The 17,624-nt window shown below is 67.1% G+C and carries 19 protein-coding genes; 3 read left to right on the top strand and 16 right to left on the bottom strand.

Going from position 1 to position 17,624, the window contains the following annotated elements; genetic code table 11:
• Positions 1 to 16 precede the first annotated feature (16 nt).
• Positions 17 to 586, bottom strand: coding sequence for a type IV pilin (locus GM656_RS06490; RefSeq protein WP_241692714.1), 570 nt, complete (start codon positions 584 to 586; stop codon positions 17 to 19).
• Positions 587 to 640: 54 nt separating this feature from the next.
• Entirely contained in the window at positions 641 to 1,210 is a 570-nt protein-coding gene (locus tag GM656_RS06485) for a hypothetical protein (RefSeq protein ID WP_162412853.1), read from the bottom strand.
• 124 nt (positions 1,211 to 1,334) lie between these two features.
• Here GM656_RS06485 and GM656_RS06480 point away from each other — a divergent pair, with 124 nt between their 5' ends.
• Entirely contained in the window at positions 1,335 to 2,858 is a 1,524-nt protein-coding gene (locus tag GM656_RS06480; protein WP_162412852.1) for a replication factor C large subunit, read from the top strand.
• On the opposite strand, the gene GM656_RS06475 is transcribed toward GM656_RS06480, so the two are convergent.
• From GM656_RS06475 to GM656_RS06455, 5 genes are all read right to left on the bottom strand, one after another.
• Positions 2,859 to 3,851, bottom strand: coding sequence for an amino acid ABC transporter permease (locus GM656_RS06475; protein ID WP_162412851.1), 993 nt, complete (start codon positions 3,849 to 3,851; stop codon positions 2,859 to 2,861).
• 3 nt (positions 3,852 to 3,854) lie between these two features.
• Positions 3,855 to 4,607, bottom strand: coding sequence for an amino acid ABC transporter ATP-binding protein (locus GM656_RS06470; RefSeq protein ID WP_162412850.1), 753 nt, complete (start codon positions 4,605 to 4,607; stop codon positions 3,855 to 3,857).
• On the bottom strand, positions 4,604 to 5,284 hold the full coding sequence (locus tag GM656_RS06465) for an amino acid ABC transporter permease (protein ID WP_162412849.1): 681 nt from the start codon (positions 5,282 to 5,284) through the stop codon (positions 4,604 to 4,606). The genes GM656_RS06470 and GM656_RS06465 overlap by 4 nt, the downstream gene beginning before the upstream one ends.
• A 3-nt stretch (positions 5,285 to 5,287) precedes the next feature.
• A complete protein-coding gene (locus GM656_RS06460) occupies positions 5,288 to 6,082 on the bottom strand; it encodes a basic amino acid ABC transporter substrate-binding protein (protein WP_162412848.1) in 795 nt (264 codons plus the stop codon).
• 126 nt (positions 6,083 to 6,208) lie between these two features.
• Positions 6,209 to 6,697: a COX15/CtaA family protein gene (locus GM656_RS06455; RefSeq protein ID WP_162412847.1), complete on the bottom strand. Its 489-nt coding sequence runs from the start codon at positions 6,695 to 6,697 to the stop codon at positions 6,209 to 6,211.
• 125 nt (positions 6,698 to 6,822) lie between these two features.
• Here GM656_RS06455 and GM656_RS06450 point away from each other — a divergent pair, with 125 nt between their 5' ends.
• Together GM656_RS06450 and GM656_RS06445 are read left to right on the top strand one after the other, a co-directional pair.
• Positions 6,823 to 8,757 carry a methyl-accepting chemotaxis protein gene (locus GM656_RS06450; protein ID WP_162412846.1) on the top strand — a complete coding sequence of 645 codons (1,935 nt, stop codon included), beginning with the start codon at positions 6,823 to 6,825 and terminating at the stop codon, positions 8,755 to 8,757.
• Positions 8,758 to 8,862: 105 nt separating this feature from the next.
• Positions 8,863 to 11,115, top strand: a complete 2,253-nt coding sequence (locus tag GM656_RS06445) for an NADP-dependent malic enzyme (RefSeq protein ID WP_162412845.1) — start codon at positions 8,863 to 8,865, stop codon at positions 11,113 to 11,115.
• A 215-nt stretch (positions 11,116 to 11,330) separates the two neighbouring features.
• Here the strand turns inward: GM656_RS06445 and GM656_RS06440 are convergent, their stop codons facing one another.
• The 9 genes from GM656_RS06440 to GM656_RS06400 all read right to left on the bottom strand — a co-directional run bounded on the left by GM656_RS06440 (position 11,331) and on the right by GM656_RS06400 (position 17,624).
• Positions 11,331 to 11,993 carry a ribonuclease H family protein gene (locus GM656_RS06440; protein WP_162412844.1) on the bottom strand — a complete coding sequence of 221 codons (663 nt, stop codon included), beginning with the start codon at positions 11,991 to 11,993 and terminating at the stop codon, positions 11,331 to 11,333.
• A gap of 168 nt (positions 11,994 to 12,161) precedes the next feature.
• Positions 12,162 to 13,628, bottom strand: a complete 1,467-nt coding sequence (gene secY, locus GM656_RS06435; protein ID WP_162412843.1) for a preprotein translocase subunit SecY — start codon at positions 13,626 to 13,628, stop codon at positions 12,162 to 12,164.
• A gap of 6 nt (positions 13,629 to 13,634) precedes the next feature.
• Positions 13,635 to 14,120: an uL15m family ribosomal protein gene (locus GM656_RS06430; protein ID WP_162412842.1), complete on the bottom strand. Its 486-nt coding sequence runs from the start codon at positions 14,118 to 14,120 to the stop codon at positions 13,635 to 13,637.
• Positions 14,120 to 14,584 carry a 50S ribosomal protein L30 gene (rpmD, locus tag GM656_RS06425; protein WP_162412841.1) on the bottom strand — a complete coding sequence of 155 codons (465 nt, stop codon included), beginning with the start codon at positions 14,582 to 14,584 and terminating at the stop codon, positions 14,120 to 14,122. Before rpmD ends, GM656_RS06430 begins: the two co-directional genes overlap by 1 nt.
• Complete coding sequence (locus GM656_RS06420) at positions 14,584 to 15,222, bottom strand: 30S ribosomal protein S5 (RefSeq protein ID WP_162412840.1); 639 nt, start codon at positions 15,220 to 15,222, stop codon at positions 14,584 to 14,586. Before GM656_RS06420 ends, rpmD begins: the two co-directional genes overlap by 1 nt.
• Positions 15,219 to 15,782: a 50S ribosomal protein L18 gene (locus tag GM656_RS06415; RefSeq protein ID WP_162412839.1), complete on the bottom strand. Its 564-nt coding sequence runs from the start codon at positions 15,780 to 15,782 to the stop codon at positions 15,219 to 15,221. The genes GM656_RS06420 and GM656_RS06415 overlap by 4 nt, the downstream gene beginning before the upstream one ends.
• Positions 15,782 to 16,231, bottom strand: coding sequence for a 50S ribosomal protein L19e (locus GM656_RS06410; protein ID WP_162412838.1), 450 nt, complete (start codon positions 16,229 to 16,231; stop codon positions 15,782 to 15,784). The genes GM656_RS06415 and GM656_RS06410 overlap by 1 nt, the downstream gene beginning before the upstream one ends.
• A complete protein-coding gene (locus tag GM656_RS06405; RefSeq protein ID WP_206673696.1) occupies positions 16,231 to 17,088 on the bottom strand; it encodes a 50S ribosomal protein L32e in 858 nt (285 codons plus the stop codon). The genes GM656_RS06410 and GM656_RS06405 overlap by 1 nt, the downstream gene beginning before the upstream one ends.
• The gene (locus tag GM656_RS06400; RefSeq protein WP_162412837.1) at positions 17,088 to 17,624 is read right to left on the bottom strand and encodes a 50S ribosomal protein L6; all 537 of its coding nucleotides are present in this window, start codon (positions 17,622 to 17,624) and stop codon (positions 17,088 to 17,090) included. Before GM656_RS06400 ends, GM656_RS06405 begins: the two co-directional genes overlap by 1 nt.

Genomic DNA, 17,624 nt, shown 5'->3' with positions numbered 1-17,624 from the left:
GGTGTCGGAACGGTGGTCACTCAGGGCGAGCGGTGATGGTGACCGCCGCGAGGATTCCGCCGGAGGGCTCGTGGACGACAGACACCTCGATTCGGTCGCCGGGCGCGACCGTCCCTCCACCGGCGTTCACCTGGAACGCGATGGCGCGACCCGCCGTCCACGGCCGACCGCCGTCGGCGATGACGCCGCCGACGCAGTAGTCGTAGACGATATTGTCGGGATCAGAGACGGCGGACGGGCCGAGGGCGGTCCCGGATACAGGGAGGTCGACCAGCCGCGCCTCGGCGTCGGCGTCAGGGAGCCGAACTGCGACCTCGATGTCTTCGGGCGCGATCCGCTCGCCGCCCTCGTGGCGGACCAGAATCGTGTTGTCGCCACAGCCGCCGGAGGGGCCGGTCTCGAAGCTCCCCGTCGAGCGAGCGACGGTCGGGATCGGCCGGCCCGCGTCAGCCGCGGCGCTCATCGCGTATCCGCCGACCACCGCCGCCAGGAGGACTGTGATCGAGACCATGAGCGCCACGCCGACGACGGGCGTGACGCCGCGGCGGTCGCGGGCGAGTCGGACGGTGCGTCGGGACGGTGTCACGGCTGTCCCGGGCTTGCCGCGGCTTCCCACATAAACCTCCGCGGCGCTCGCGCGCTACGAGCCGTCCAGCGCCGTCGCGAGCGCGGCCCCGACGGTCCCGAAGACGACCGGGTAGAGGAGGCCGGCGACGACGACCGCGGTCAGCAGGGTCGGCGCGCCCTGTCCGGCCTCGCCCGCAGTGACGGTGAACAGGACCGCACCGAGGACCGACAGCGGGAGATAGCCGAGCGCGACCGCAGGGCCGACGCGGACCGCACGCCCGAGATCTGTAGCGCCGTCGAGTCGGGCCGTCGCGACGCCAGCGGCCGTCAACAGCGCGGGCGGAATCGCGTACAGGGCCGGCGACAGCGAGTCGTTCTCGGCGATGAAGTTGACCGCCGACGTGCCGCCGATGAACGGAACGTCGACGGTGATCGTCGTCGTCACGAACTGGGCGTTGAACAGCACCCAGCCGACGATCTTCCAGGCCGCCCGCTCGTCGCCGAACGCCTCGGCGACCTCGGTCAACAGCGCGTCCCGGACCACCGAGATGCTGAGGGCGTAGACGAGGACGTACGCGAGAGCGAACGCCGCGACGCCGGCAACTGCACCGACGGCGTAGCTTCGCCGCTGTGTGTCACTCATAGCTGGGGAACGAGCGGTGTTCGGGATATGTCTTCTGGCTGTGAGACGGTCCCCAATCCGAAAGCGATCACCGAGGAGTGACGCTCCGCAATCCCTAAACGCCGGTCGCGCCAACCACGTCCCAATGGACTGGACGGAGAAGTACCGCCCGACGACGCTGTCGGAAGTGCGGGGCAACGACAAGGCCCGCGACGCGCTCAAGGAGTGGGCGGACACGTGGGACGACCACCGCGAGGCGGTCATCCTCCACGGCTCGCCCGGGATCGGGAAGACCTCCGCCGCGCACGCGCTGGCCAACGACATGGGGTGGCCGACCATCGAACTCAACGCCAGCGACTCCCGGACGAAGGACGTGATCGAGCGGGTGGCCGGTGAGGCCGCCAAATCTGGAACGCTCACAGCCGGTGGCGGCGGCCGACGGCTCGTCGTCATGGACGAGGCGGACAACATCCACGGGAACGCCGACCGCGGCGGCGCGCGGGCCGTCACCGCGCTGGTCAAAGAGGCCAGCCAGCCGATGATCCTCATCGCCAACGAGTACTACGACATGTCCAACGGCCTGCGGAACAACTGCCGGGACATCGAGTTCCGGGACGTGTCGCCGCGGTCCATCGTTCCCGTCCTCCGGGACCTCTGTCGACAGGAGGGCATCGAGTTCGAGGCCGAAGCCCTAGAGGCCATCGCCGAGCAGAACAGCGGCGACCTGCGGGGCGCGGTGAAGGACCTTCAGGCCATTGCCGAGACGACCGAGCGCCTCACCGCCGAGGACGTGGTGACCGGCGAGCGTGACACTACCGAGGGTATCTTCGAGTATCTCGACGTGGTTCTCAAAGAGGGCGGCGCGCGGGAGGCCCTGGAGGCGAGCTACGACGTGGACGAGACGCCGGACGACCTCATCAACTGGATCGAGGACAACATGCCCAAGGACTACGAGGGGGCCGAACTGGTCCGCGCCTACGCCGCGCTCTCCGACGCGGACCAGTGGCTCGGGCGGGTCCGCGAGACGCAGAACTACTCGTTCTGGCGCTACGCCGGCGACAACATGACCGCCGGCGTCGCCGCGGCCCGCGACGGCAAAAAGGGCGGCTGGACGCGCTACGGTCCGCCGAGCTACTGGTCGAAGCTCGGGCGCTCGAAGGGGACGCGAAACACCCGCGACTACATCGCACAACAGATCGCGACCATCGACGGCGTCTCGATGCGGACGGCCCGCCGGGAGATCCTTCCCTTCCTCTCGACGATGACCCACCACTGCCGGAACCGCGACCTGACGGTGGCGATGGCGGCCACCTACGACCTGGACGCCGAGCACGTCTCGTTCGTCACCGGGTCCGGCAAGGACACGAACAAGGTCCAGTCCATCGTCGAGGACGCCGAGGAACGCCGCGAGGAAGCGGCCGTCGAGCACTCCGGCGGCGCGTTCGAAGGCGCAAGTGCTGACGCCGGCGGTGACGCTGACGGCGCGACGGAGGGCGACGAGGACGAGTCAGTCGGCGACGGCGGCTCGTCCGAACAGCAGGTGACGCTCGGCGGCGACGGGGACGACGCGGCGGAGACGGCGGACGCCGACGGCGACGGGGACGACGAGCGAGCGAGCGAGGCGGCCGAAGACGACGACCAGCAGTCCGGGCTCTCCGACTTCATGTAGTCACCGGCCGGACGTGCCGAGGCCGGGAATCGCGACGTACCGTTCGACGGCGTCCATCAGCAGCGACGCGGAGACGACCAGCGCGAGGTACAGCAGGCCGGCGAGGACGAACAGCTCCGTGTAGCGGTAGGTCTCGCTGGCGATGGCGTCGGCCTGCTCGAACAGCTCTCGGACGGTGATGAAGCTCGCGAGCGAGGAGTACTTGATGAGGTAGACGAGCTCGTTCGACCAGCCGGGGATGGCGTAGCGCAGCCCCTGTGGCAGGACGACGTGCCGGATCCCCTCGACCTTCGAGAGGCCGATCGAGCGCGCGGCGGTGAGCTGTCCCTCGGGGACGGAGTTCAGCGCCGACCTGATGTACTCTGACTGGTAGGCCGCGCTGTTGAGCGTGAACGCGACGACCGCGACCCAGAACGCCTGGGCGGGCACGAAGCCGGTCCCGACGGCGGGCAGTTCGCGGATGTAGATCGAGAGCGGCGTCGCGAAGTACAGCACGAACAGCTGTGCCAGCAGCGGCGTGCCCCGGAACAGCTCCGTGTAGGCCAGTGCGACAGATCGGGTGATCGTCCCGCCGTACACCCGGGCGATGCTGAGCGGGACGGCGATGACGAACCCGAAGGCGATGCCCGAGACCGTCAGCAGGACGGTCACCCACACGCCGGTCGCCAGTTCCGGCAGGTAGGGAACCGAGGCCGCGACGAACCCGACGAGACCCGCGAGCCACCGGAACGGGAGGCCGAAGACGCCGAGGTCCGCGGCGACGCCGGACAGCGTGGACGCGGCGAACTCGATCGGCGCGGTCGGGAAGAACGACGTTCCGCGGGGGGCGAGCGAGCCGTCGAGGAGGAAGTCGTTCGTCCACCGGACGACGAGCCACGCCCAGAAGACGGCGACGGCGAGCGCCGTGAGCGGCTGGTCGGTCAGGTCGGCGGCCCGGGCGCGGACCGTCCGGCCGCCGGCCGCGGACGCGGACTCCTGTGTCTCGGCCCCCATCCGTCAGCCCTCCTCGTGTTCGGTCCGCAAGCGACCGAGGAACTCCCGGGTCCGGTCGGCCCGCGGGTTCTCGAACAGCTGTTCGGGCGGGCCGTGCTCGACGATTTCGCCGCCGTCGAGGAAGACGATGTCCGACGCGGCTGAGCGGGCGAAGCCCATCTCGTGGCTGACGACGAGCATCGTGATCCCCTCGGCCGCGAGGTCGCGCATCACGTCGACGACCTCGCCGACGAGTTCCGGATCGAGCGCGCTGGTCGGCTCGTCGAACAGCAGGAGCTTCGGGTCCATCGCGAGCGCCCGAGCGATGCCGACGCGCTGTTTCTGCCCGCCCGAGAGTTCCGCCGGGTAGGAGTCCGCCTGGTCGAGCAGGCCCACCTGTTCGAGGTGTTCGTACCCCTTCTCGCGAGCGGCAGATTTCTCCATGCCGCGGACCTTCCGGAGGCCGAGCGTGACGTTGCCCAGCGCGGTCAGGTGCGCGAACAGATTGAAGTCCTGGAACACCATCCCGACCTGCTTTCGCAGTTCGTTCACGTCGGTGTCGGCGTCGGTGACGCAGTCGCCGTCGAGGTAGATGGCCCCGCTGTCGATCTCTGTCAGTCGGTTCACGCAACGCAGCATCGTCGATTTCCCGGACCCGCTCGGGCCGATGACCACGTCCACGTCGCCGGTCTCCATCTCGAAGCTGACGCCGGAGAGGACCCGCTCGTCGCCGTAGGACTTGTAGACGTCGTCGAGGCGCAACAGCGGGTCGCTCACGCCTGCTCACCTCCGGGGATTGTGAAGTGATCGTCGACGTAGTCGAGCGTACGGTTCGTGGTGAACGTGAGGACGAAGTAGATGAGGCTCACGGTGAGGAAGATCTCCAGTGCCGCGGTCGACTGCCCGCCCTGATAGAGGTTCTGTCCGACGGTCAGTAGTTCGCCGAGACCGATGACGATGGCGATACTGGTGTCTTTCAGGACGATGGTGAACTCGTTTTGAAACCCGGGGACGCTCCGCCGGAGCGCCTGCGGGACGACGACGTGACGGATGGCCTGCAGACGCCCCATCCCGACGGAACGCGCGGCCTCCAGTTGGCCCTCGTCGACGCTCTGGAGCGCGCCGCGGAAGATCTGTGACTGGTAGGCCCCGCTCCGGAGGCCGAGCGCGACGGCCGCGGTGACGAACGCGCTGCTCGAGACGGAGACGACGAAGAACAGGATGATGATGATGACCAGCAGCGGCGTCCCGCGAAGAACGACGCCGGCCGTCTCGACGATGCTTGCGAGCGGGCCGCGGCCGTACACCTCCACCGCCCCGGCCGGAAACCCGAGCAGGAACCCGAGGGCGATGCTGGCCGCGGTCAGTGCGACCGTGACGACCAGCCCCTCGAACAGCAGGTCGAGGCTGCCGAGGACGAACGCCCAGTCACTCTGCAACGGAAACGCGTGCATCGGTCACTGCTGGCCGAACCACTTGTTGGTCAGGTCCTGGTAGGTGCTTCCGTCCTGGACCGCGGCCAGGCCGCTGTTCAGCGCCTGCGTGAACTCGTCGTCTTCTTCCCGGACGCCGAACCCGAAGTTCTCGCCGGTCTCGTAGGTGAACGCGATTGTGACGGGCCGCTGTGCGGCGAACGTCTCGGCGACCGGCTGGTCGATGACGACGGCGTCGATGTTGCCGTTCTGGAGGTCCTCGACCGCCAGCACGTAGTTCCCGTAGGAGTTGTAGTTGCTCTCGTCGAGGGAGCCGCCGTCGATGAGTTGCTCCTGAACGACGCTCTCGCCGGTTGTCCCCTTCTGTGCCCCGATCGCGTGCCCCGAGAGGTCGGACAGCGAGCCCGGCGAGAAGTCGCCCTCGGCACGGACGACGATGGCCTGATTCGAACTGTAGTACGGGTCGGTGAAGTCGATCGTCTGATCGCGCTCGTCGTTGATGGTCATCCCCGCGGCGACCACGTCGATGTTGTCGTTCGTCAGCGCCGGGATCAGCGACTTGAACTCGAACTCCTTCCAGCTCGCCAGGGTGTACTCCGTCTCGTCGATGACCGCTTCGAGTAGGTCGATGTCGAAGCCGACGAGTTCGCCGTCCTGCTTCATCTCGAAGGGCGGGAATCCCGGTGCAGTCCCGGCGACGACTTCGTTCTCGTCGCTGCCACCGCCACCGCCGCCCATACAGCCGGCGACCGAGAGCGTGACTGCGGTGCTACCGACGACTGTGAGGTACTCGCGTCGAGACGTTCGATTCTCGGACATACGCATTGCGAACTTCCCGACAGATATGAGTCTTACGAAGGATTTACAATCTGCGTGGTTGTTCCGTCCAGTTTTCCGCCGAACGCGGTGTGACTCGAACTGACCGCGACCGCACGGCAGTCGGACTCAGTCGTCCGCGCTGGCCGCCCGGGCGCTGTCGGCGGTCCGCGCGGCCTCTGCTTCGCCCGTGTCGCTGTAGGCCCACGCGGTGGCCGCGACCATCGCCCCGAAGATGAGCTGTGCGGCGCCGTGGTGCAGCACCTGGGCGAGCACGCCGAAGTTGAAGATGGTGTTCGCGCCCAGCAGGACCTGGACCGGGAGGACGACCGTCGCGACGGCCGTCGCGAGCCTGATCCGCCGGCTGTACCCGCCGCGCCAGGCGGCGATCGTCGACCCGAGGATGGCGAAGCCGGTGATCATCGCGACGAGGCGATGGAACCACTCGACGAAGCTCGCCCAGTTTGCCGGGAACAGTCCCATCCAGCCGTCGCAGAACGGCCAGCGCGCCGCACAGGTCAGTCCCGCACCGACGGCACCGGTGTACACGCCGAGCAGGATGAGCGCGAACGTCAGGACGGTCGTCGTCGCCACCAGTCGGCGGAAACGGGTGGTCATACCTAGAACTTCGGTCGCACGTACTTATGCTCTCTTTTCGCGCGCGACAGTACGTGATTATCGTCCATGATATTATTGGGCTCACTTTTATGCGGGTGAAGAAAAGACCAGAAATCAGTCAGATCATGTTCGAAGACATCACCGAACGGATCCGTGAACGGGACCCGCGAACAGGGTCCTCAGCACGGCCGCGGTCCGACGGGGGAGTGGGCGTCGCAGACGGACAGACGCGCTTTCTGGACGACGCAATCGACGCCGAGTCGCCTCGGCTCGCCGATGTCTTCGACGGCGACGACGCCGCCGAGGTCGGGCGACAACACGTAGAGCGCCAGTTCGCGCTGGACCCGGCGACCATTCGCGACCTGATCGCCGAGTACGAGCGAGACGGCATCGGCCCCGACGAGTTCGTCGCGTCTCAGGGCTTCGTCGTCGAGTCGCTCGTCGAGGCCGCGTTCGGACACCTCCGGCAAGAACTCGATTCCGACGCGCACGCCACCCTGGACGCGGTCGAGAACGAACTCCGGGACGGGCTCGAAACGGCCCAGTTCGTGACGCGAACGGGCGTCGACGCCTACGCGGCCGCCGACGACTCTGCGGCGTCGCCGACAGCAGCCGCCGATCCGGTGGCGGGCCTGGACTTCCACAGCGTACTCGACCACATCGGCACGCCGCTGTTCGTCCTCGGCACAGACGGGGACATCCTCACGTGGAACAGCTCGATCGAAGAGCTCACCGGCGTCTCCGAAGCGGAGGCACAGGAGATGGAGATGTCGAGCATGGCGTTTTATCCCGACGGGCGCCGAGGCAAGACGCTCGCCGATAAGGTCCTCGACGCGCCGGAACGGACCCACGAGGAGTACGACGTGCCGAGGGTCGAGGACGCGGACTTCACGCTCTACCGCGACACGAGCGTGATGGCCGACCAGTACGGCAGCGAGCGCCACATCTCGTTCAGCGCGGCGCCGATATACGACGGGGACGAGCTCGTCGCCGTCGTCGAAATGGTTCAGGACCGGACCGACGAAGCCAGGCGTCACGAGGCGGTGACGGAACTGGTCGAGGAGGTCAAGTCGACGATGTCGGCGCTCCAGAACGGCCGACTCGACGCCCGGGCGTCCTTCGACCGCGACGAGAACGAAGAGTACGTCGACGACCAGCTCTACGAGGTCGTCACGTCGCTCAACGACATGGCCGAGCAGGTCCAGCAGTTGACCCACAAGGTCGACGAACAGGCACAGGAACTGGCCGCGACCATCGGACAGACGGCGTCGTCCGCGGAGACCGTCGAAGAGCGGGTGAGCCAGCAGTCCCAGTCGCTGACCAGAGCGGCCGAGAACATCCAGAACATCGGAGCCGGGATGGAGGAGGTCGCCGCCACGTCGAGCGAGGTCGCGTCGGCGGCCAAGCGAGCCAAAAGCGCCGCCGAAGAGGGGTCGGACGCGGGCGAGGCGGTCAAGGACGTCACCGACGGCCTCACGGAGACGAGCCAGGACCTCGTCGAGACGGTCGAGGGCCTGGACGAGCAGATGGACGAAGTGAGCGAGATCGTCGAGATCATCGCCGACGTGGCCGAGCAGACGAACATGCTCGCGCTCAACGCCAACATCGAGGCCGCTCGCGCCGGCGAGAGCGGGAGCGGGTTCGCCGTGGTCGCAGACGAGGTCAAGACGCTGGCGAACGAGACCGGAGAGTACGCCTCCGAGATCTCCGCGAGCATCAACACGATTCAGGACCAGGCGACCGAGACCACCGAGATCGTCGACTCCACCCACGAGCAGATCGAGCGCGCCGAGGCCGAGATCACCCAGGTGCTCGACGCGCTCGGTGAGATCTCCGAGGCGGTCGAGGAGGCCACGAACGGGATTCAGGAGGTCGCGAACGCGAACGACGACCAGGCCGGCGACATCGAAGACATCACCGCGATGGTCGAGGACGTCCAGGAACACGCCGAGGACGCCGAGGCGGCGACGAACCAGATCGTGGCGGCGACCGAACGCCAGCAGGACGCCGTCGACGAACTCACTGACCGCGTCGACGACCTGACCAGCGACGGCTCGTGAGCGGCGAGGCGGTCGACGCGCGCCATCGATTCGACGACTGTCGGTGTAACGCTCGTTTATTGACGGTAAAGTTGTCTTTTTTAGGGATGCGTTCGACCCCGCGATATGGGACTTGACGAGGACGCCCTCGAGTATCATCGGCGGGAGCCGCCAGGAAAGATCGAGATAGCGACGACGAAGCCGACGAACACGCAGCGCGACCTCTCGCTCGCGTACTCGCCGGGCGTTGCCGCGCCGTGCGAAGAGATCGCCGAGGACGCCGAGCGGGCCTTCGAGTACACGGCGAAGGGGAACCTCGTCGGCGTCGTCTCCGACGGGTCGGCAGTGCTCGGCCTCGGCGACATCGGCCCCGAGGCCGGGAAGCCGGTCATGGAGGGGAAGGGCGTGCTGTTCAAGCGCTTCGCCGACATCGACGTCTTCGACATCGAACTCGACACGGACGACGCCGAGTCGATGATCCAGACGATCAGCGCGATGGAGCCGACCTTCGGCGGCATCAACCTCGAAGACATCGCCGCGCCCGAGTGCTTCGAGGTCGAACGCCGCCTGAGCGAGGACCTCGACATCCCGGTGTTCCACGACGACCAGCACGGGACCGCTATCATCTCCGGCGCGGCGCTGGTCAACGCCGCCGAGATCGCCGACAAGGAACTCGACGAGCTAGAGGTCGTCTTCTCCGGCGCCGGGGCCTCGGCCATCGCCTCGGCGAAGTTCTACGTCTCGCTCGGCGTCGAGAAGGAGAACATCACGATGTGTGACTCCTCGGGGATCATCACCGAGGAGCGGGCCGCCCACGAGGACCTCAATCAGTTCAAACAGGAGTTCGCCCGCGACATTCCGGGGGGCGACCTCAGCGACGCGATGCGAGGTGCCGACGTGTTCGTCGGCCTCTCGGTCGGCGGCATCGTCGACCAGGAGATGGTGCGATCCATGGCGAGCGACCCGATCATCTTCGCGATGGCCAACCCCGACCCCGAGATCGCCTACGAGGACGCCAAGGCCGCCCGGGACGACACGGTCATCATGGCGACCGGGCGCTCCGACTACCCGAACCAGGTCAACAACGTGCTCGGTTTCCCGTTCATCTTCCGCGGTGCGCTCGACGTTCGCGCGACCGAGATCAACGAGGACATGAAGGTCGCCGCGGCCCGCGCCCTCGCGGACCTCGCCAAGCAGGACGTGCCCGACGAGGTCGTGAAGGCCTACGGCGACCAACCGCTCCAGTTCGGCCCGGACTACATCATCCCGAAACCGCTCGACCCGCGCGTCCTGTTCGAGGTGACGCCCGCCGTCGCGCGAGCGGCCATCGAGAGCGGTGCGGCGCGAAAGGAGATCGACACGACTGGCTACGTCGAGAAGCTCGAAGCCCGCCTGGGCAAGTCCCGCGAGATGATGCGGGTCGTCCTCAACAAGGCCAAGAGCGACCCGAAGCGGGTCGTCCTCGCCGAGGGCCACGACGAGAAGATGATCCGCGCGGCCTACCAGCTCGTCGAGCAGGGCATCGCCGAGCCCATCCTCATCGGCGACGCCGACCGCATCGAGTCCACCCGCCGGAAGTTCGGCCTGGAGTTCGACCCCGTCGTCGTCGACCCCGAAACGGCCGACGTGGGCGACTACGCCGATCGGCTGTACGAACTCCGCCAGCGGAAGGGGGTCACGCGCCGCGAGGCCGACGAACTGATCCGCGACGGGAACTACCTCGGCAGCGTCATGGTCGAGATGGGCGACGCCGACGCGATGCTGACCGGCCTGACCCACCACTACCCCTCGGCGCTACGTCCGCCGCTGCAGGTCATCGGGACGGCCGACGACGCCGACTACGCCGCCGGCGTCTACATGCTGACGTTCAAGAACCGCGTCATCTTCTGTGCGGACACCACGGTCAATCAGGACCCCGACACCGACGTGCTCGCCGAGGTCACGCGCCACACCGGCGAACTAGCCCGGAGCTTCAACGTCGAGCCGCGCGCCGCGATGCTGTCGTACTCGAACTTCGGCAGCGTCGACAACGAGGGGACCTACAAGATCCGCCGCGCCGTCGAGCGCCTGCAGAACGACGGCCGCGTCGACTTCCCCGTCGACGGCGAGATGCAGGCCGACACCGCCGTCGTCGAGGACATCCTCAACGAGACCTACGAGTTCTCCGAACTCGACGACGCCGCGAACGTCCTCGTGTTCCCGAACCTCGAAGCCGGTAACATCGGCTACAAACTGCTCCAGCGCCTCGGCGGCGCGGAGGCCATCGGCCCGATGCTCGTCGGCATGGACAAACCCGTCCACGTCCTCCAGCGCGGCGACGAGGTCAAGGACATCGTGAACCTCGCCGGCGTCGCCGTCGTCGACGCACAGCAGGAGTAGACACGCGAGCGACGCGGGCGCGTTTCGCCCACGTTTTTCGACTCCTTTCTGGTGGTACTATCGGCCGAATCGAGTGACATCACCGGTGTGCAAGCCGGTCACCGAACCGCGGTCTCAGGCCCCGTCACGGCCGCCGCGCGTCGGCGGGTTCAGAAAGAGAGCCGAGCGACGACGCTATCGCCGCCGGTTCCGGGACGCTCACTGCGGCCGGCCGCTCAGTCGGAGACGCCGCCGCGTTCAGCGCGCGACGGCGGCGGGACCCGCTCGTCGACCGACGGGGACTCCGGCAGGACACAGCGGTCCGGTTCGCCGTTGACGTGGGCGTACTGGTCGGGCGCGTTCGCCAGCGGATGCGCGGGGTTACGGTCCCCGGAGATGCGAGCGGCACGGACCTCGCCGAAGCCGTTGATACGCGCCTGAATCCCTCGCCAGTGAAGCCCCGTCGCTGGCGGGACGGACACGGAGTGGGGCGGGTCGTACGCGGAGCCGTGGGTCGCCAGCACCTCGGCGTTGACGTTCGCCGCGAGCTGGTCGTGGTCGATGAGGAGCCCGACGCGGGCGTTCGGCGGTGCGCGCGCCGCGAGCACGTCGAGGCCCAGGTGGAGCGCTCGATACTCCGCGACGTTGTTGTCGGGGCACGTGTCGGGGACCGACAGCCGGACCACGCGCTCGCCGTCGAGCGTCTCGACGACGACACCGAGTCCACCGGTCGGTCGCTTCGAATCGCCATCGGTGACTGTCGCACCGCTGTGGGGTTTGAACGACCCGTCTGTAGCGATGTAGAAGTCTCGATGGTGACTCCGCGGCGGATGCGCGATGTGCGGGGTCGGTGATTCGTCGAACAAGTCTCGAAGGGACGGCCGGCCGTATGCGGCCATGGGACTACTTAGTTGAGGACGCTATTAAATATATGCCCTCAAGGGAGTACCAAACACGGGTTCACTGGACACCCAACGACGCAATTGTCCAGATAATCCCACTGGCGGTCGGTAAGTGAAACGCAGAACGGGTGTGATCGGCCGCCGGTCGACCGAACGCGGCCCAGATCAGCCGAACATCTGGCGCATCATCGGATGCATCTCCATGAGCTGCTCTTCGGCGATCTCCTCGTACAGCTTGTACGTGATGGAGACCGTCAGCAGCAGCCCGGTACCGGAGACGCCGCCGATAGTACCGAGCATGTTGGCCATGACGGCCAGGAGGCCGACGAGCGCGCCGCCGATGATCGTCACCTGCGGGATGTAGCGCTCGAGGACCTTCTCGATGACGCCGACGTTCTGGCGGAAGCCGGGGATCTGCATCCCGGAGTTGTGGATCTGCTTGGCCGTCGCCTCCGGGCCCATGTCGGTCGTCTCGACCCAGAAGACGGCGAAGATCGCCCCACCGACCAGCATGACCGTGAGGTCGATGCCGACGCGGATGAGGATCTGCCAGATCGGTTGGGTCGTCCCTTCGAGCCACCACATCCAGTCGGCACGGCTCTGGACGGGGGCGAGATAGTAGAACAGCCCACTGGTCGGCTGCCCGTTGGCGTACGTGCCGAGGAACGCGGGCATGTCCGCCTGTAACTGGGCGTTGAGGATCCGGCCCAGGAACTGAACGTTGGCCTGCAGCGCCCGGACGAGAATCATCGGCAGGACGCTCGCGTAGATGAGCTTGACCGGGAACCGGCCACGCGCACCTTTCACGCGGGCGTTCGAGAGCGGGATCTCGACGCGGACCGACTCGGCGTAGACGACGACGGCGAAGATGAGCACGGTGGTGACCAGGCCGAGCAGCTCGCCCTGGAGCAACACCGTCTGGAGGCCGTCGGCCGCGAGCACGGGTCCGGTCCCGCGCTCGCCGGTGATGAACAGGTACCACGTGTAGAGGATCCCCTCGCTGTTCCCGATGAACGGCGTCGTCAGCACGCCGCCGACGAGCCGTTGGCTCACGCCGGCGACGATGAACAGGCCGATACCGGAGCCGACGCCCCACTTGGAGATGACCTCGTCCATGAACAGGATGAGGACACCGCCGACGAACATCTGGGCGAAGATGAGCCACTGGACACCGAAGGTCCCGATGCCCAGCGAACTCGCGACCGCCGTGTCTGCCGGCAGGAAATTGCCGGCGAACACCATCGGGATCCCCGTCAGGCAGATCATCACGAGCACCAGCAGCTTCTGGAGGCCCTGATAGAGGATCTGGTCACGCGGGTCCTCCTGGGTGTTCAGTCCCAGCAGGTCCGCACCACCGAGGAGCTGTAGCACGATGGACGCCGTGACGATCGGACCGATGCCGAGTTGCATGATGCTCCCCTGCCCGGACGCGAGGATGGACGAGAAGCGCCCGAACACCTGCTGGCTGGCGTCGAGGTCCAGCCCGAACAGCTTCACGTTCGTCAGGAAGAAGTACATCAGCAACACGCCCCCGGTCCAGGTGAGCTTGCGCTTGAACGGGACGTGGCCCTCCGGACGGCGGACTGCGGGCATCCGGACGAGCAGTGGTTCGGCGGTGTCCTTCCAGCTCATCGGTCGTTACTCCTCGTCCGCGTCTGTTTCGGCCTCGTCCTGCCGTTCCTGTCCGAGGTCGGTCAGTTCGACGCTGCCGCCCGCGGCCTCTACCTTCTCGCGAGCGCCCTCGGAGAAGTCGTCCGCGACGAGCGTGAGCTCGTGTCGGACCTGCCCGGCACCGAGGACCTTCACGTAATCGGCGTCCTCGGCGTCGTCGACGACGTCGCGTGCGTCAACGCGGAAGCCGCCATCTTCGACCTCGGCGACGTCTTCGGCGGCCAGGAGCGTGACGTTCTCGTCGATCTCGCGGACGTCGATCGTCGCGACGTCTTCCTGGACCTTCTGGGGACGCTTGAAGCCGCTCTTGCCGAGCGGCTCGTAGTTGTGCATCTCGTGCTTGTCACGACCGGCGGCACCGCGACCACCGCGGTGACCGGCACCGCGACGGTTCTTGTGCGAGCCGCCGCCGTGCGTTCGCGAGCCGCGCTGTCGTCGCTTCTTGCTCGTCATTATCGCATCGCCTCCAGGAGGTCGTCGATACCGTCGGTGTCGTGCTTCCCGATCTGACCGCCTTCCTTGACCGGGTGCTTGACTCCGTCGTGGCCGCCGCGGGGCGGGTGCAGACGGAGCGTCGGGGAGAGCCCCTGCTCTCGCAGCGTCGTCTCCTCGGAGATGAGCGCCCACGCGAGTCCGGCGACGTCGTCGTACTCGGTGTTCTCGGCGACCCACTCGTCGTCGACGTCGGCGTCGCCTTCGAGCGGCTCGGCGCGCGTCTCCAGGACCGTCTCGAGGGTCTCCTGGCTCGGCTCGCCGTAGGCGACGAAGTCGTTGACCTTCGTCACCATGCCGCGATAGGCGTCCGTGTCGGGGACGAGCGTGCAGTGGTTCACGTGGTGGATGTTGAGCATCTCCAGCGTGTCTTCGATGTCTCCGTCCATGTTGACCGTGCCGCGGAGCTGGACGAGCGCGTGCATCACTCGATCACCTCTCGCTTCTCGAAGGTCCGTTCGGGGACGCGGGCCTCGGCCGTGTTCTGGAGGGCGTTGAACGTCGCCTTCGCGAAGTTGACCGTGGTCCGCGTGTTACCGCTACTGCGCGTCCAGATGTCCTCGATGCCGGCGAGTTCGAGCACCTTGCGGACGGTCTCTCCGCCCGCGAGGCCCAGCCCGCGCGGGGCCGGCTGGAGCTCGACCTCGACGCTCCCGGCCTTGCCCTCGGTTCGCAGCGCGACCGTGTGCGGACGGCCACAGCCACACTCCCAGGACCCGCAGCCGCGGGAGACGTCGATGAGGTTCAGCTTCGCGATGTCGATCGCTTTCTGGATCGCACCGCCGACCTGATCGTCTCGCCCCTCGGCGTAGCCGACGAGGCCGTTGCGGTTACCGACCGCGACCACGCAGCGGAACTTCACGCGGCGGCCGGAGTCTGTCATCCGCTGGACCATGTTGATGTCCAGCACTTCGTCTTCCAGGTCGGGAACGAGCTGGTCGACGACTTCCGATTCCTTCAGCGGGAGCCCGGAGTTCAGCGCCTCCTGCATGGAGTCGATTTCGCCCTCGACGACCTGCTTGCCGAGGCGTGTCCGCGGCTCCCATCCGTTGTTAGCACTCATAGTTCGATGTCACCTTCCAGTAGGGTCTCGCGGAGCTCGTCGAAGTGCTCCGGGAGATCTGCAGCGTCGAAGTCGCCGCTGTACAGCGGCTCGTCGAGCTGCTCGTCGTACTCGGCGATGTGGGCACCGCGCGTGCGCTGCCAGTCGGCGAGTACGTCGTCGTTGTGCGGGATCTCCAGGCCGGCGTCGATCGCGCCCTCCTGGATCGCGAATACTTTGCTTCCGGGTGTCGGGCTGTTGAGGCCGATGTCGAGCACCGCCTCTTCGACGCCCGCTTCCTGTGCGCGAAGCCCGGCGAGCAGACCGGTGAGGTACGCCGAGGGCATGTTGCCCGTCGGAGCCTCCCAGCCGTACTCGGCGAGGTCGCTCGAGTGAGCGGACGCAAGGGTGTCGTCACCGTTCTGCCCGAGAGTCACCAGCTGCGCCCTGACGTGTTTGTTACTCTTTCGAGCAACGAGACGGGGCTTGCCGGATTTCAGCAGGCGCAACCGCTGATGGTAATCGGTTCGGGCCTCGCGGCGTCGCCGCATCGGCACTTTGTATCGTGGTCCTGTCGCCATTATGCGTCACCGTGGTTTGCGTCGATATATCGTTCGAGATCGGCGACGCTGTCGAACTCGCCACCGCCGGCCTTGTCGTAGAGGTCGCGGTACTGCGAACTCGACAGCGAGCCGTCGTCGCGCAGTTCGCGCAGCTTCTTGCGCTGCGCGCGGATGCGCGACTCCCAATCCTTCTTGGGGTCCTGTCGCGCCCCGGCCTTGCCCTTCCGGGAACCGGCTCCCTTCTGGTGGCCGTAGGCGCGTTTCCGCTGTCGCTCCCGGGCGCGTCCCCGGGAGTTGCCTTTCTCGTCTTTCGCCTGGATGGCGCCCTCATCGACCAGTTCGCGAACGTCCTCGCGGGTGATCGCGTCGGCGATGTCGCCCTGTCGGTCGGGGTTGAACCAGACGCGGTTCTTCCCGACGTCGAGTACGTCCGCCGCGAGTCGCTTCTGTGCGGAGAGGTCTGTCATCACTCACTCACCTCGACTTCGACGTAGGTGGGGTTGAGGACGCGAATGCCGGCGTCCTCGGCGGCCTCCTCGATTCGCTCGCGCTTGCGAGCGCCGACCTTGGAGGCGATGCGGACCGCTTCGGTGTCCCCGTCGACGCCGTCGAGGTCGGCCACGTTGTGCACGCGGACCTCCTCGAAGCCCGAGGGGTGCTTGCCGCGGACCGCGGTCGGCGAGCGGAAGCCCGCCTCGACGGTGTCGCCCTTGCCCTTGATGCCGCGGCGCTGCTTCGAGAGCTGGCCGCGCGGGCGGCGCCACGAGGTCGAGACGCGCTTTTTCTTGTGGTGATCCTGCCGGTTGAACTGCGGCTTGCCGACCCGTCGTCGCTGGGCCAGCAGCCGCGCTTCCTCGTCGTCGAGGTCAGGCGTCTTCTCGCTGAGGCCGCGGGCCTGGAGTTCCGTCTCCACGTCCTCGTCGGCCTCGGTCGCTTCGTCGCCTTCCTCTTCGACTTCGGCCTCGGTCTCGGACTCGACTTCGAGTCCGCCAACGTCGGCCTTGATACGGGCCGCGAGCGCGTTCCCGATGCCGCTCACTTCCGCCAGTGCGGACTGGTCGGCGGCGCGGACGTCGTCGACAGTCTCGAAGCCGGCCTCGCGCAGGGAGTCCGCCTTCGCGTCACCGACGCCGCTGATGTCGGTCAGGTCGGCGTACTCGTCGTCGTCTTCCTGCGCTTGCTCGGCCACCTTGTCGGGGTCTTCGGCGCGCTCGCCGTCGAGCGGCTGTTCCGACTCGACGTCTTCCTGCGGGCCGTCGCCCTGCGTGAGCGCCTCTTCGTTCGCGTCGGCGTCGCTGCTCTTCCTGTCGGGGTTGTCTGCCATCAGGCGTCACCTCGGTTCGGTTTCTGGGTGATGTACACCCCGTCCTGGAACACGCGCACGTCCTTGTCGTTGATGCGCGTGAGCTGTTCGATGTCCGCGGCGGTCTGGCCGACGGCCTCGATGTCGGGGCCGGTGAGCGTGAGCTCCTCGCCGTCGATCTCGACGTCCGTGTCGCCGTGGATCGACGTGCGGCGGGCGGCCTTCTCGCCGAGGAAGTTCTCGATGACGACCTCGTCACTCTCGACGTTGACCTGCATCGGGAAGTGAGAGTAGAAGACTTCCATCTCGTACTCCCAGCCCTCGGTCACGCCGTGGAACATGTTCTCGATGTGGCTCTCGAAGGTACCGATCGTCGACATCGTCTTTGCGTCGTCCTCGTCGGACTCGATTGCGATGGCGTCGCCGTCGACGCTCACGTCGATGTCGGGGTACCAGAGCCGACGTGTGACACTGCCGTTGGGGCCCTCGACGGTGACGTCGAGATGGTCCTGCTCGGCGGACACGTCCTCCGGAATTTCCAGTTCTACTCGTGGCAT

It is taken from the genome of Haloarcula salina, from assembly GCF_010119195.1.
Classification (GTDB): Archaea; Halobacteriota; Halobacteria; order Halobacteriales; family Haloarculaceae; genus Haloarcula; species Haloarcula salina.
This window is presented reverse-complemented; position numbering and strand designations above follow the sequence as displayed.

What these genes read in the sequence shown, in the direction of transcription:
- GM656_RS06410 (WP_162412838.1), bottom strand. Translation starts at nt 16,231, where the DNA reads ATGACAGACCTCTCCGCACAGAAGCGACTCGCGGCGGACGTACTCGAC.
- GM656_RS06415 (WP_162412839.1), bottom strand. Translation starts at nt 15,782, where the DNA reads ATGGCGACAGGACCACGATACAAAGTGCCGATGCGGCGACGCCGCGAG.
- GM656_RS06455 (WP_162412847.1), bottom strand. Translation starts at nt 6,697, where the DNA reads ATGACCACCCGTTTCCGCCGACTGGTGGCGACGACGACCGTCCTGACG.
- GM656_RS06460 (WP_162412848.1), bottom strand. Translation starts at nt 6,082, where the DNA reads ATGTCCGAGAATCGAACGTCTCGACGCGAGTACCTCACAGTCGTCGGT.
- GM656_RS06440 (WP_162412844.1), bottom strand. Translation starts at nt 11,993, where the DNA reads ATGGCCGCATACGGCCGGCCGTCCCTTCGAGACTTGTTCGACGAATCA.
- secY (WP_162412843.1), bottom strand. Translation starts at nt 13,628, where the DNA reads ATGAGCTGGAAGGACACCGCCGAACCACTGCTCGTCCGGATGCCCGCA.
- GM656_RS06445 (WP_162412845.1), top strand. Translation starts at nt 8,863, where the DNA reads ATGGGACTTGACGAGGACGCCCTCGAGTATCATCGGCGGGAGCCGCCA.
- GM656_RS06475 (WP_162412851.1), bottom strand. Translation starts at nt 3,851, where the DNA reads ATGGGGGCCGAGACACAGGAGTCCGCGTCCGCGGCCGGCGGCCGGACG.
- GM656_RS06420 (WP_162412840.1), bottom strand. Translation starts at nt 15,222, where the DNA reads ATGAGTGCTAACAACGGATGGGAGCCGCGGACACGCCTCGGCAAGCAG.
- GM656_RS06465 (WP_162412849.1), bottom strand. Translation starts at nt 5,284, where the DNA reads ATGCACGCGTTTCCGTTGCAGAGTGACTGGGCGTTCGTCCTCGGCAGC.
- GM656_RS06485 (WP_162412853.1), bottom strand. Translation starts at nt 1,210, where the DNA reads ATGAGTGACACACAGCGGCGAAGCTACGCCGTCGGTGCAGTTGCCGGC.
- GM656_RS06400 (WP_162412837.1), bottom strand. Translation starts at nt 17,624, where the DNA reads ATGCCACGAGTAGAACTGGAAATTCCGGAGGACGTGTCCGCCGAGCAG.
- GM656_RS06480 (WP_162412852.1), top strand. Translation starts at nt 1,335, where the DNA reads ATGGACTGGACGGAGAAGTACCGCCCGACGACGCTGTCGGAAGTGCGG.
- GM656_RS06430 (WP_162412842.1), bottom strand. Translation starts at nt 14,120, where the DNA reads ATGACGAGCAAGAAGCGACGACAGCGCGGCTCGCGAACGCACGGCGGC.
- GM656_RS06450 (WP_162412846.1), top strand. Translation starts at nt 6,823, where the DNA reads ATGTTCGAAGACATCACCGAACGGATCCGTGAACGGGACCCGCGAACA.
- rpmD (WP_162412841.1), bottom strand. Translation starts at nt 14,584, where the DNA reads ATGCACGCGCTCGTCCAGCTCCGCGGCACGGTCAACATGGACGGAGAC.
- GM656_RS06405 (WP_206673696.1), bottom strand. Translation starts at nt 17,088, where the DNA reads ATGGCAGACAACCCCGACAGGAAGAGCAGCGACGCCGACGCGAACGAA.